Source organism: Sphingobium terrigena, from assembly GCF_003591655.1.
Lineage (GTDB): Bacteria > Pseudomonadota > Alphaproteobacteria > Sphingomonadales > Sphingomonadaceae > Sphingobium > Sphingobium terrigena.
Window position 1 is genome coordinate 60,735 of sequence record NZ_QVRA01000001.1, and the last position, 14,129, is coordinate 74,863.

General features: G+C 56.7%; 10 protein-coding genes and 1 pseudogene. 3 read left to right on the forward strand and 8 right to left on the reverse strand.

What is annotated here, in order from left to right:
* Window positions 1-155: 155 nt before the first annotated feature.
* On the reverse strand, window positions 156-1,484 hold the full coding sequence (locus D0Z70_RS00300; protein WP_119743437.1) for a tyrosine-type recombinase/integrase: 1,329 nt from the start codon (window positions 1,482-1,484) through the stop codon (window positions 156-158).
* Between the two features lie 362 nt (window positions 1,485-1,846).
* On the opposite strand from D0Z70_RS00300, the gene D0Z70_RS00305 reads away from it, so the two are divergent.
* Complete coding sequence (locus D0Z70_RS00305; RefSeq protein ID WP_119743438.1) at window positions 1,847-2,125, forward strand: hypothetical protein; 279 nt, start codon at window positions 1,847-1,849, stop codon at window positions 2,123-2,125.
* A 783-nt stretch (window positions 2,126-2,908) separates the two neighbouring features.
* Here D0Z70_RS00305 and D0Z70_RS00315 read toward each other — a convergent pair.
* A complete protein-coding gene (locus D0Z70_RS00315; protein ID WP_119743440.1) occupies window positions 2,909-3,121 on the reverse strand; it encodes a hypothetical protein in 213 nt (70 codons plus the stop codon).
* On the opposite strand from D0Z70_RS00315, the gene D0Z70_RS24755 reads away from it, so the two are divergent.
* Together D0Z70_RS24755 and D0Z70_RS00320 are read left to right on the forward strand one after the other, a co-directional pair.
* A complete protein-coding gene (locus tag D0Z70_RS24755; RefSeq protein WP_182913787.1) occupies window positions 3,120-3,260 on the forward strand; it encodes a hypothetical protein in 141 nt (46 codons plus the stop codon). The two genes, D0Z70_RS00315 and D0Z70_RS24755, sit on opposite strands and share 2 nt — an antisense overlap.
* Window positions 3,261-3,425: 165 nt before the next feature.
* Window positions 3,426-3,971 carry a hypothetical protein gene (locus D0Z70_RS00320; protein ID WP_147418722.1) on the forward strand — a complete coding sequence of 182 codons (546 nt, stop codon included), beginning with the start codon at window positions 3,426-3,428 and terminating at the stop codon, window positions 3,969-3,971.
* Between the two features lie 422 nt (window positions 3,972-4,393).
* Here D0Z70_RS00320 and D0Z70_RS25280 read toward each other — a convergent pair.
* The 6 genes and pseudogenes from D0Z70_RS25280 to D0Z70_RS00355 form a co-directional block, all read right to left on the reverse strand.
* Window positions 4,394-4,564, reverse strand: a pseudogene (locus D0Z70_RS25280) (IS21 family transposase); the annotation flags it as partial.
* Between the two features lie 55 nt (window positions 4,565-4,619).
* Window positions 4,620-5,462, reverse strand: a complete 843-nt coding sequence (locus tag D0Z70_RS00335; RefSeq protein ID WP_119743442.1) for a sulfotransferase family protein — start codon at window positions 5,460-5,462, stop codon at window positions 4,620-4,622.
* Between the two features lie 3 nt (window positions 5,463-5,465).
* Window positions 5,466-6,671 (reverse strand): polysaccharide pyruvyl transferase family protein, encoded by a 1,206-nt coding sequence (locus D0Z70_RS00340; RefSeq protein WP_220475605.1) that lies wholly within the window; start codon window positions 6,669-6,671, stop codon window positions 5,466-5,468.
* Window positions 6,672-6,738: 67 nt separating this feature from the next.
* Window positions 6,739-8,622 carry a glycosyltransferase family protein gene (locus D0Z70_RS00345; protein WP_147418723.1) on the reverse strand — a complete coding sequence of 628 codons (1,884 nt, stop codon included), beginning with the start codon at window positions 8,620-8,622 and terminating at the stop codon, window positions 6,739-6,741.
* Window positions 8,623-8,675: 53 nt separating this feature from the next.
* Entirely contained in the window at window positions 8,676-8,852 is a 177-nt protein-coding gene (locus D0Z70_RS24760) for a hypothetical protein (protein WP_182913789.1), read from the reverse strand.
* Window positions 8,853-9,076: 224 nt separating this feature from the next.
* The gene (locus D0Z70_RS00355) at window positions 9,077-14,011 is read right to left on the reverse strand and encodes a glycosyltransferase (RefSeq protein ID WP_182913790.1); all 4,935 of its coding nucleotides are present in this window, start codon (window positions 14,009-14,011) and stop codon (window positions 9,077-9,079) included.
* Window positions 14,012-14,129: the final 118 nt, after the last annotated feature.

Here is a 14,129-nt window from a genome sequence, read left to right on the forward strand (position 1 = left end):
CTACTGCGTTTTTTGCCCAATTGGTTAGATTGAACTGAGGGACTGGCGGCCGGCTGTAGGGGCGGCGTGGGGCGCGATCGCCGTGCTGCCCTCCCTTACCCGGCGGCGCAGCGCGATCGGGGCTGTGCGCGAGGCTGCGCGGCCCCTTCCCTGCATCACGCTCGCTGCGGCAGCGCCACCACGTTCCCGCCTGTAGCCTTCGCCCGTGCAATCAGCCCCTCGCGCTCAATGTGGTCACTGATGCGCTGCGTCTCTGGATGCAGATATTGCAGGCGGGAGGTTTGCAGGTAATGGCGCGCCGTCACCCCCTCGGGCACATGGTTCGTAAGCAGTTCCATCTTGAACAGTTCGACGTTACAGGCGGAAAATCCGACCGTGACATGCGTGCGGCGCAGGTCGTGGGCGGACAGACCATCCATCCCAAGTGCTTTTTGGAGCCGCTCGAAAGGCGCGCGCGTGTCAGATACATGCCCAGCCTTTGCGCGAGAGGGGAACACAAACGGACTATCACCCTTCCCCAGCTTCTTGGCCTCATCTGCCAGTTTACGGCGCTCCTTGAGCAACGCCACTGCCTGCGACGACAAGGGAAGCTGCACCTCATTGCCGGTCTTGTTGTCCTCCTCGCGCAGATGCCACCAGCATTTGGAAGCATCTTCGTAAAGGTGAACCCGGTCCCATGTCAGAGCAGCCGCTTCGGTGCGGCGCGCTCCGGTCAGGAGCAAAAAACGCACAAGGTCGATAGCCGCAAGAGCATCCGTGTTTTTCGGTGCCAGACGCATTTCGTCCAGCGCATACCATGCCTGCCCTACGTGGTTCAGGTCGATATGGCGCGTGCGCGGCTCAAAGGTCTTCCAATCGTCCTGCGCCATCGCCTTTACCGGGTTCACCGCGATAAGGGGCGACCCGTCCGCACGCGGATAACGGCGGTTGGCGAAGTTGATGAGCGTGCGGAGCGTGACCAGCGAGATTTGCGCCTGTCCGGGCGCTGGGCGACCGTCGATGCCGCTCTCGCACATTTCCCGGTGACGTTGGCGGCAGCCCTCAATCGTAATGGACGCTATGGGCCTGTCCCGCCACTTTGCGAACACCTTGTCGATATGGCGGTTCATTTCCGCCTTGGTGCTTTCCCGAAGCGGTTGGCTAGGTCTGTCGAAATACGCATCTGCGACTTGGCGAAGCGTAATCTTCTCCGCCTCGTCCTGCTTCTTCTGCTCCACCGGGTCGATGCCGTCCTCAAACTGGTGCATTATCTCCTCGGCACGGCGACGTGCGTCGTCCACCGTCCAAGCACCGTAGGTCCCGATTGTGACGCGCCGTTCCTTGCTATGCCCCTTCACCGTTCCTTGCACGATGAAGCTGGCGGCGCCTGACGCGGTGACCCGAAGGCCGAACCCTTTGGTCCGAGTGTCGACGTAGATGACCGTTCCGGCACCGCGTTTGGCAACCTTGTCGATGTTACCCTTTGTAAGCTGGAGTTTGGGCATGAAAACCTCGTGTAAGACCTGTGTAAGAGCTGCGCGTAAAGTTACGGCAATCACCACAAAGTCCGCAAGGACATTCAACGTGTTGTTTTAGAACAGTTTATACAGTGTCGCCAAGCAGCATAAAGTCACCTAAAGTGAGGCTCCTGAACACTGGGGGTGTGGGGGTCGGAGGTTCGAATCCTCTCGTCCCGACCAAGATTACCAGAAAAAGCAATGGTTTAGCGAGCATCCACTGGCAGCGTCAGTGGCACCCCTTGGGGTCGTCTAGCACATATCTAACAGCGCCGCTGATTCACGCTGTCGTAACAACCCTCTTCCATTGTTCCGCATTCGTTCTTGTGCTGGCACCAAGGAGGAATCACATGACCGACACTGACTTCACGGTCGGCGATCTGCGGCGGCAGCTTGCGTATTGCAGCGACGATACGAAACTCACGTTCGGCGGTGGGCTTTTGACCTTCTATCGGGTCAAGAATTATGCCGACGATGAAGTGAACATCGAGTTCAACGAACCCCAAGCCGACCTCAACCCCGCATTCAGAAAGCGCAACCCACATATCAAGGTTGCCTATGTTGACACTGATACCGTCAATTGGGACGAGAACGGCATTATCGGTTCGGTCGACGTTTCAATTCGCTAGGGGGACCGTCGCTATGGTGCAGCGCATGGATTTAGGGCTTACGGACAATCACATTGGCGGGAACTTCGAGTGGGAGCGAGAACCCTGCTGCGACCTGCTGAAAGGTGCAGTTGATGACGAGCAATTCGTTTTCGTGAGCAACTTCGTCTCAGGCCAAGACGGGCCAAACAGCTTTTACATTATGACGCTGGATGCAGACGGTCGCTTAGCGCGAAGCGATGGGCTGTCGATTAGCTACTGTCCTTGGTGCGGCACTAAGATTGACGCGCGCAAGCGGTATCCGACGAGCTAATGTAGCAGCATCCCACGCCCGAAGGCGCAGGGTGCTGGCAGCGTCAGGCAGGAGAAGAACCTGTCCCCGCTGCTGCGGTCGTTGGATTATCGAGGGACGCACCGCTATGCCTCGGCGCAGCGTCAAAATGGAACCGCCGCGCTAACTGAACCTGTCCTCGTCCTCCCTGCATCCTTGCCCACCATCGCACAGCCGCAGGCGCAGCACGTCCTCTGAAAAAATGGGCGACGGCACTTCAAGCACCGCTGCCAGCCTACCTTCCTGACGACACGCGGCGGGCTGGCATCAGCGTCCAGCACCGGCTCCCGGCGCACGCATCCGTCATACTCCCATCGCTTCGGCACAATCATGCCCTGCCAATCAACGCCCGACTTTGCGGGAAGCTGAAAGTGTCACGGGGAGCATATGTCACCAACGGGCGCTCAGGCTTGGGCGAAACCCGCTGCTGATGGTCGCGCTCGCGCCATGCTACCAGCCACGCGGGTTCACCGTCAGCGAGCATATAGCGCCTCACAACCGCGAAGGACGGCGACCACGTCCACAATGTCGTCAGGTTCCAGCGCTCCGCTCTCAACGCCGGGTAACACGTCCTGCTCAACCCATTCGTCAAACGATCCATACCAAATCGCAATGAGCGACGGCTTCGGCTTCCCTGATTCCTCCATCCGCTTCACGCGGCGATTCAGGGCGCGGGAGCCTGCCATGTGGCTATCCAATACCGAACCGCTCGCGCAGATTGTCTGGGAGGGCGGTTGGGTGATGGACACCACGGGATGCGCTGGTGCTGGCACTGAGATTGGCATTGACGTCGCCGCTGCAACGGGTGGACGCTGGGCTGGCTGACCGTTGAGCAGGGCGTATGCGATGCAGGCTACGCGGAGATTGTGGTCCAGCACACCGGCGGCGATTGCCTGCTATTCCTCCGCGACGATGACGTGGCGGCGCACCAGTGCAAGACCCAACTCCGCGCCCATCATTGCAGCACCCCCAGTTGACCGGGCAGGTCCAGTGCCAACTCGCGGTCATGCGACTCGTGGCACTCGCACAGCACGTCAGCCCGGCTTCATCGCATGGACGCTCTTTACGGGCGCGGCAGGTGCAAGTGAGCGTGTCGATCTGGTCGCTTGGACGGATCTCCACAGCGCGCTGGCCGGAGCGCGAATGGTCGGCACTGCGGCGGAGTTTGCCGACTTTCGTGCCTCGGTGGCCAACGTCACGAGCATGGTGCATTATGTGCCTCCCTTGCTCGATCCGCAGCCAGTCGCGGCGGGCAGCGGCGTCGAGGTTGGTCGCTTCAGGTTGAAGCCCGATGTTGAGGAAGGCGCAATGCGCGACGCCTATGATGCCATGGTATCGCGGCACCTTGGCCGTCAGCCAGGCTGGCGGCGCCAGCATCTCGTGAAGTTGCAGGACGGCACCTTCGTCGATCTAGCCTTCGCGAGTGACCGGGATCGTGCCGAAGTGATTTGCGGAAGTTGGGCAGGCAATGGGGATTGCGACCGGTTCCTCGCGATGATCGAACCTGTCAGCATGGAGTTCGGCGCTATCATATGAGACAAGTTACCTGCCGACGCCGCTCCTGCCTGCGCGCAACGACACGGCAGGCGTTCGACGATCATATGTTGTCCGAACATCGACGATGCCAGCCACCAACTTCAAACCTCAAGAATGTACGGGGACGGTCAGACGCCGGAGTTGAATTTCAAGCCCCTTGCGTGTCAATCGGCGTCCAATCGCCCTCCTATCGGCGCGCAAAAGGAATCCCTTTGGGGTTACGTGGCTCGACTGATGCTGGGCGCGGGTTTCGCGCTGCTGGCGGCGCAGAAAGGGCGTAGCCAGACCGGAGGCGGCAGCAGCGCGAAGGCATTTTCTGGGGGTGTCAGCTGCAATGTTTGAAGCGCCCGCCGTCGTTGCCGGTCTCGACGAACGCGCCGGCCATGCCCTGGAGGCCAAGCCCGCGCATCGCCTCGATCTTCTCATGACGCTGCATCGAGGCCTCCCACAGAGTCGTAGCGGGCGCAGTCCGCCGTTGGCGGGTGGCTGAGCTTGAGATTTACGACTATGTAGAGGGGCCGGTCGGATGCCGGCTCGCGGTATCGGGCGAGTATGTTGAGGATCACCTCGTCACTGGCGGCACCGGCATCGAGCGGTGCGCGCCAAAGTCTGTATCAAATAACCGGTTTTTGCAGCTGGTCAGCCGCGTCATGACGACGGCCTGAAAGGGGAATATCTGGAATATCCCATCACCATCATTGCGTTGATGCAACGCGATTCTATCTCCTTGATCTCGGCCAACTCCAATTCTTCCATCCAGCCATAGGCTTCCCCTACCCTGTAGAAATCCTTTCGGGTCTCATGTTTCAGGGTTCCCGCCTCGACGGATCGAAGCTTGTCGATGCCATTTTCCTCGATAATGTCGCCAAGTAATTGCTTGGATGTCTTAAGGTCAGCCCATTTCAATATATTTGACAAATGCTTTGCCGTATCCGCCTTCAGACTTTCATAGCTGACGCACATGAGGCGTTTTTCAGACATGTAACTGCGCGCAGCGAGGTAAGCGGTTATGTAGGATATCCATGATTGGCAGAAATCGGCGATAGACTTGCGCGTCCATCCGCCCCAACTCTCCTGGCTTGCCGCCTTGAAAGACGCATACACCGCCCTTGGATCGCGGACGACGAACAGGAGTTGGGCGTCGGGCTGGATACGCGCGACAAGTTCATGATGCAGGATGTTGCCAGGCGTTTTTTCGAGAATGATCTTTGCCTGATCGGCCTTGGCCGCGATGCGCGAAAATGTCGTCAGCACGATGGGTGCCAGAATCGTGTCGATAAACTCGACCTCGGTGAAAATCGCGCTCAGGCCGTCTGGCGCTTCCAGACTATATTCGTGATCATACCAATCCTTCAGCGGTCCGACATATTTGTCGTAAACATGCGTTTCCCGGCAGGTGACGGTATCAGGATGGGTCGCCAACATGAAATGAACCCAAGACGTACCACTTCTCGGACAGCCACCGACGAGAAGGGTTTTCGCCTTTGCCACGGATCACGTCCCGCTGGCGATTTCAAAACTCGATACCCAGACACCCAGATGCCTGACATCGTCGCCCATGCCATGTTCTACCGGTTTGGAGGCATTCTCGATCTTGAACCGCAATGACAGTTCGCCACTTGCAGGCATGTGGGGCAGCGGGATTTCTATGATTTTGGAAGGTTCGTTACGCATGATACGATGCGTATCGATGACTTTGCCCCCATGGACGACGCGGAAAACGACAAAACCGCCGGTGCCCTTGGGCAGCGTACCTACATTCAGCCGCAGCGTCAGCGGGGATGTAGGCGGCTTCTTGAACAGCACCTCGAAATCGGTCCATTGATCGACCGACCAGACGGCACCGCCTTCGGGCTTGGCCCAACCGGTCGTGAACGGGCCTTCGCCATTCGGCAGGTCTGCCACCTGATAGCATTTATTCTCTTCCACATCGAAGAGGTTGACCGCCAGAACATCCCGTAGTGCGGGATCGAGCAACGGGAACGCCCGCAGGAGCGGTTCAGGATTCCAGACGAGAGGGGCCACCAGTTCGCCATCCAGGCTGCTTTTCAGATCGCGATAGGCCCGGGGGGCCACGCGGTCTGTACCTTCATAATAGTCCGTATATTTGAAATCCGCCTCGAACTGGCTCGCCATGCGCGTGATCGCCTTGCCATAGACGTCTGCGAACACCAATCCATGAAGGGAACTGCTGATGACCCTTTTCGATGCCGAAATATAGGCCGCAACCGTAATGGGGTCCAGGTTGGGGCGGATGAACATCAGATTGTCTTTGAACGGCGCTGTGAAATAGGGAAGAAACCGGTCGTCATTTATGTTCGGAATGACAATCGTTTCAGGCATCGGCACACCGATGGCCTGTGCGGCTTTTTCCAACTGCCCGCGACGGGTCCTGATCTGCTCGTCAAACAGCATCGGGAATAGCAAACCTGGATCGCCATAAACTTCCGGACAGTCAAACCCCTGATCTCGCATCATGAAGCGGGTTAAAGGTCCACGAACCGAATTGAACCGGATATTCGCATTACGGGGCAGAACGGACCGATGCTTGGAATTGACGCCGACGCCCCACACGACATCATCATCCTTCGCTTCATGAAGGATCGAACCGATAGCGAGTATCTTGGAATGGGTGGACAATACCGTCGGGATAATATCATAGTCGAGCTTGAATTTCCGGCACAATGCCTGCACCACCATGGGGCCGATCTCATCCCCGAAATTGATGCTGGTGGCTGGCTTCCAAGAATAAACGTAAACATTCATCTTAGCTGACAACCTCAATCTCGCGCTTGGCATGTTCGGCGACGGCCAATTGGTAAGCGGCCTTGTGCGCCATGCCGACATTGACAGGATCCTGCCGCCAATAGTTGAAGGCATTGACCTTGAACTGCTTTACCATTCTGGCCACAGGATCCCCTTCGAAAGTCTGCTTGATGACAGAGACGGCCGATTTGACGTCCTCGGGAATGAAAATGCCACCGGCCTCAGCCTTTCTCTGCACCTCACCCATCGAATTTTGATCGGGTACGAATACCGGCTTCAGCAAGGAATGACCCAGGAACTGGACACCCGAATTGAGACGATCAAAGCGGGGGACAAGTAATGCATCGCACTGGCTCACCAGGCTGATAACCTGTTCATTGGGCACCTTGAAATGAATGCGCCGGGTCCGTCCGTCCCATTCGTCCCGAAGTCGATGGATTTCCTTCCAGTGGATAAGGTCAGGATGAATGGCCCCGGCAAAGATCATCTGGTATCGCTCTTGGCCCAGCGTTTCGCTGACCTCCAGGCAAAATTTAAGTTCTTTTTCGGTCCTGATATGGCCGAACACCAGGATCTTGATCTTGTCGGATCCAAACACCTTGTCTTCGAATGGCTGGTTATCCAAACGGAAATAGGGTTGATAGTCGCCATGCGGCACGATCGCCGTCTTGACGTCTTTCAGACCATTGATCTTGCCGTGATGGCGGCCATAAGGCTCAATATTATCTGAACTCAAATGGCATATGACCGTGGCATAGTCCGCCAAAGCCTGCATCATGCGCGCCCTGTTCTTGCCATAAGTCGGCATCAGGTCGAAATTATGCGCTGTATAGACAATAGGAGATATAGAGGCGATCTGCTGCATGCGCCGCTCGAACAACCGAACCTGTTCGTCGCTCGGCACTTTCCAGTGGAACAGGGATTCGATCCACTCGATATGCAAAATGTCGCCCGACACGAAATCATGATCCCAGAAGGATGCGACGCCGGTCGTGACATTATCCGGGCCCAGAACCTGTTGCAGGCCGTCGCGCAACGTGACGACATAAGCATTGGGCGAACTGTCCTGCACATCTTCGGCCACATAGACATGGAAGTCATCCTGCTTTGGCGGAAGCGAGGAATATTTCTGTGGAAAGGCGATTTCCTTGGGGATGCGCCACAACTCATCGAAAGATGCAAAACATTCCGCCGGGGCGGAACGCTCATAGACTTCCTTCAATTCAGAAAATGACGTGAGGATATCAGCGTTATCCATCGCCTTGGATTCACGAAGGGCGTCGAGAATCCCGTCCCATGCGATCTTAGATTCGCCTTCGAATTCATATTCGGCGCGCAAAGGCCCCGTATAATGACGCATATAGTCACGCAAATCGGGATCGTAGGTGTTGTTCCAACGAGTATCGATCGGGATGATATTATATTCCTCGACCAGCCGGATGAGATGGCCATTTTCTCCCCAACCAACGTCATGCCGGCCGGAAATAGGCTTCCCCAGACTGGCAACCCATTTCGCGAAAAAATCCAGCGACAGCGGATTGCGATAGGCGAAGATGACCCCGGCGTTCACCCGCCCGGAATGCCCTGCGACGACGCCGATCGGTTTTTCACTCGAAACGGCGAGATGGATCGGAGGACATCCTGGCTGGATGCCGACGTCGGTATCCAGATACAGAACATAGTCATTTTTCAACAGCGCCCCGTAAAGAAGGAGCGCTTTCAGCCATATATTCTCTCGACCGAGAGCAGGGCTACCGTCTTGGGCAACACAGACGTAGCTATATCCATGGCGCTCGCAATATTCTCGCTGGCTTTCGACCGCCGAAGCAAAAGCGACATCATAGCCGCCCTGCCCAAGAGAAAAAACGAGAATACGAGACGCCATGAATATACCTATGCAATTTTGATCATTTACGGCAGGCAGATGCTATAAATGCATCAATACCAGGTACCCGTCTTTATGATCTGGAAACGCTTGATCGCCACCCACGTAACTTCATCGTTGTGGCGCAAATAACCAAGAGTGATTTCACCACTTTTCTGACTGCTGACGCTAACAACGCGGTCCATGTTGACGAAGAGAAATTTTCCGTCACTCAGTTCACACTGGATCATTTATCTAGTCCCTTTCCTGATTGTACTACTATGTGAATACGACCATTAATTGCCAACCTCAACTGGTTTTCAGTCAAAGCACCCGTATCAACGGGTTAGCGCCCTTGTCAGGAGACTGAATTGCTCCGAGAACGCCCCCTCCCAACGTGACATACTGACCATACAAGATCGCTGGACATCTCATCCGCGCAACGCCGTAAGCAGCCATCTGTTAGTCCCGGCTATCATCCAATAACGCTATAAAACAGATTTTCCATCGCCTGCATAGAATAATGCCTGTTGGTATAGGCCCAGGCATTCCGCGCGCGCGCTGCTGCTTCGTTGCGGTCAGTCAAAGCTTGAATGACGGCTTCGGCAAATGCGTCTGCTTCACTTGCCAGGAACATGAGGGATGCGGGATCCTGCAACCCTTGAGCCCCAATAGGCGTCGTGACTAACGGAACACCAAAAGCCATGGCCTCGATCACCTTGCCCTTGACCCCGCCGCCAAAACGCAGCGGCGCGACCACGAGAGAGGTTTCCTCATACAGGGTCAACAGGCGGTCGTCGCTGACGAAGCCGGCGATATCCACCCCGTCACTTTCCAGCGCTAGAACGCTTTCCGGCGCGTTGGAACCAACGATTGTCAGTTGCACCTTGCCCAGCTTCCTCTGCACAATCGGTAGAATGTTCTGGACGAACCAGATGATGCCGTCCGCATTGGGCGTATGGTTGAAGCCGCCCACAAACAGCAGGTCGAATGCCGTCTTCTGGATGATGCTGTTCAACGTCCGCTCACTTTGAGCAAATATGTCCTTTTCAAAGGCATAGACCGGCAATGCCTTGTAGGTCCGATCACCACCCAGTTCCTGTTCGACCAGATCGACTTCGGTCTGGTCGGGATAGAAAATGACATCGGCCTGCGAACAGACATCCAACTCCTGGCTGCGCATCAGGCGGATGTCCAGGTCGGACACCGACTCGCCAATGGATTGTGCTGTCATCAGGCGCTTGAAGTGGAGATCATGACCATAATAGATGATCTTGATTGCACTATTCGTCGCCCGGATGATCTTCAGGTAATTGGGCGCGATATGGGGTCTGTTGACGAATACGGCGTCATAAAGATCACGGCGCTTCTGCAGAAATTCGCCAAATTTATCGCGATATTCACTGCCATAGATAACTTCAACACCCATTTCCTGAAGTGTGGGCGTATATTGCGGATCGCGCCACAGATTGTCGGGCCAGAATGTCACCGCATAGCCCTGGCCCAGCAGCGCCTTTATGGCCATCAAGGTTGAACGCGATCCGGCGTCGCGGTCCCATTGCGGCACATAATGGTCGATGACCAGGACATGCTTCTTTTTGAAGGAACGGTCGCGTGCACGCAGTACATTCTGCGCATTGGGGTAATGATCGCGCGCCAGCACCGACCGCCAACGTTCCAGGAAGGTCTCTTGGTTTTTGATCTGATAGGCCTTGATCCCGGAATTGAGGTCACGGCCATGGCTGCGGCCTTCATGATGCAGCACTTCCGAAGCCGGATTCAACACGGTACGATAGCCTGCCTCGCGTAGACGGAAGGCAATATCTGCGTCCTCGCAATAGGCCGGGGCATAGATTTCGTCGAAGCCACCCATAGTGCGCCAGACATCGGTCGGAACGGCAATCGCAGCCCCGGAGATATAATCGACATCCTTTAGATAGTTGAATTCGGCCGCACGGGCATTCGCACCGCGCCCGAAATTCCACGCCGACCCGTCGTTCCAGTAAATGCCACCCGCTTCCTGCAGGGTGCCGTCCCAACTTATGAGCTTGGATCCAGCAAGGCCAACCCGCTCATGCATCTCGAACGTATCGAGCAGTGTGTCGAGCCAATAAGGCATGACCAGCGTGTCGTTGTTGAGAAAAATGACATGGCGACCGCGGGCCTGCTTTGCCGCTTCGTTGCAATTGCCGACAAAGCCGTAATTGCGGGGCTGGCGCAGATAACGGACGACGCCGCCGAGCGTGGCGATGAGTTGGGGGGTCGCATCGCTTGACCCGTCGTCAGCGACGATGATCTCGTAGGACGCCGAAGCTCTGTCCTCCAGCACAGAACAAATGCACAATAACGTGTCGATCACGTTGTTATAGACCGGGATAATGATCGATGCGTCGGGCTGATCTGGAAGGGCAGCGACACGCGCCGCCGACTGTGCCTTGATCCTGTCCGAAATCTCCAGGCAATGGCTGGATGACGGGAAAGTCTCCGGCACTTCCTGATAGGCAGCCATGACCGAACAGAGATAGGTGTAGAGGTCAATCTCGCTCTCGAGGTGACCGTCGACAAGAAAATCGCGCAGCTTTTGCGGAATCCAGAAATCGTTCAATCGCTCTGGCGGCCATTTTGCAGGAACCACTGCCGAAGCTTCTGGCGTGAATTCTTCTGCGGGCAAGGCAAGGGGCGGATTGTCCAGCATGAAGTCAAGCAGGCCGAGCGAACGATCCGTGCCGGTCAGCAGCGACTCCCATGCCGGGTTCACGGACGAGAGCGGGACTTCTCTCTTTTCCGCGCGACCGTAGACGATATAATGGGTTAGAGGCTCAAGCCCCGCCTGCGCTACATCTGGATAGCGGTCCAGATAGGCTTGCGGATTGAAGAGCGGATTGGGCGCACGTCCTTCGCGCCAGCCATGCTCCAGATAATGTTCGAGCGGGCTGACTGCCAAATTCGTCAGCAGGTCCCGATTCTGGTTCAGATACCAGTCGTTAAGGAAATAGGGATGCGGATTGCGCCCTTCACGCCAGCCCATCTCCAGATAATGGCGCAGCGGGCAAACGCCTTCCGCTGCGACGTCAGGATTTTTCCGCAGATAATAAGAGGATGCGAACAGCGGGTGCGGATCCAGCGACCACAGGCTGGGATCGCGCAAATAGCGGCCCAGGCGCACGCCGACGGCATCGGCCGATTGCGTTGCCAGCCAGTGGCTATCAAACAATTTTGTACGGAAACGTGTCGCGTCGCGATCGAATTTCCGCCTCAACCGCCTGACCACCGATTCCTGGACCGCGGGCCTTGGCTGAGGGACGATATGTCCGCGCACATCCTGCCCCGCAACGACGATCTGCTGGCGGATGTTGCCATGTATCTGGACAAAGCGCTCCAATTCCCTGCGCGCGCCGGCATTCTGCCTGGCGGCGACCTTGGCAGCGCTAGTCTGGGCCAGCCCGGAACTCGCGGAACGCGACTGTGCGTCGGACTTGGTGCGTGGCGGGACAGATTGTGTCGTCGGCGACGCAGCGCGCGCCTGCTCAGCGCCCTGCTGCGCGCGTTCCAGCGCCGCGTTTGCCTCGGCCAGCTGCCGCCGCAGAATCGCCATATCCTGCTCGGATGTCGTCAACGCCGCCCGTTCGGCTGCGATCTTGGTCTTGGCTTGCTGGCTATTTTGGCGTTCAATCTCAAGCAACGCCTGCGTTTCTGCCAGTTTCGTTTGGATCTCGGTAAGTTGCGTACTGGTCGCCGCCGCACGTTCCTCCACAATGGCGAGCTGAGCTTCGAAAGCCTTGGCTGCCTCCAGTTGATTACGCAAGGCTGCAAGCGCTTCATTGGCTTGGCTAAACCGGTTCTGGAACTGACGGGCCTCAGCCTGCTCCTTCTCAAGCGATGTCCGGGTATCGGTGAGCTCCCGGTTCCTTTCTTCAAGGCGTAGTCGGATATTCTGGAGTTCACTGCGTTCCTGAGCCAATAGAGCGTTGGCGACTGCCAGCTCGGAACTAACCTGAATGACCTGGTTCTGCCGGGCTGCCGCATCCTCTTTGGCAAGGTCCAACTGGTCGCGCTGCGCCGCCATGATATGGTTGAGCCCGCTAACCTGCGCTCTCAGGCCTTCGGCTTCGCCTCGCTCCCGACCCAGCTGGCTATTGGCATCCATCAGCTGCGCACCCACTTGCGACAACTGCGCCTGATGAACGGCCACGGCTTTGTCTGCGGCATCCAGCTTCGCGCGCATGCTGCCAGCTTCGCGCTGCTCCTGGTCCAGCATCGCGTTCACATTGACAAGGCGCAACTGCGTCTCTGCCAGTTGTTCGCGCAAGCTCGCCATAGTGCTTTCTGCAGTCGCGAGAGTGTCGGACATCTCTTGCGTCGCTTCTAGCTGGCTGCTTTGCGCCGCCATGAGCTGGTTGAGGCTGAACAGCTTTTCGACGATGGAATCGGCATTGGTCGCGACCATCGTGCCGGTCATCCGCGCCAGAAGCCGGGAGAAGGTCACGGTTGAAGCGGCATCGATGTTCAATTGATTATAGCGCACTTCAAGCTGCGCCTTGTCCTCCAATGCCTTGTTCAAATCGTCCCGCAGCGCCTGCATCTGGTCCTGCGCATGACCCAGTTCGACGCCCAGGACCGGATCCTCAGAGCCTGGTCCTGTCATCTCCGCCGGGATACTGCCGGCATGATCCAGCCAGCGCGCCTCGTCGCGCGGCATGAACAGGCTGGCCCCCGTCTCTTCAGCAGACAGGGAGTGCATGGAACAGAGCGCGATGATCAGATCCGGTTGCTCTGATGATATTTCGTCGGCCTGTACGTCCGGGACGCCCTCGTTGAAATCACCCAGAAAGGTCAGAGCGCTGGGCCGGTTGGTCCGCTGTTTGTGCTGGTCCAACCTGAAGCTGAGCGAAACCCTGCCCTGGCGCAGCCCGGTCAGTTGGACGTGGCTGAACTGGCGGCTCAGCATTTTTCGGAATGGCGCGGGATCGTTAGCGCTGCTTCCCGACAGTTCGACATCGGCCCGACTCTCGCGGATGGAAGCACCGGACGATGTTGTGATGAAGAGACCGTCCTCCTTGAGCACGCGCTTCAATTCTATAATCAGGCTCTTCTGATCCTGCGCAAGAGCCATGATGTCTTTGCAGATGACGACATCGAAATGGCTGTCATCAAAGGGAAGATCGGCAAGATCACTAAACAGGAAATGGATGTTCTGACCGGAATGCTGCTTTTCCGCGTCGGCAACGACGTCGTTGTCAATACTGACTACCGTGACTGAAGCCGCGCGCTCGTTCAACAAATAAGTGCCGTAGATTGCTCCGCCCACAATATCCAGAACGCGCTTTCCATCGACATATTCACGACAAAGCGTATAAAAGTGGAGATGTTCGCAACTAATCCGGCTTGCTCGCTCTGCGGTGTCCAACATTTCCAGTCCTTGTGACATTATGTACAGGGCCTCGCCTTTGTCATTTTATATATGCTACATGAAAAATGGTCAGAATATTGATACTGACCTTTCATGCGTATTCAAAAATCCGAAACGA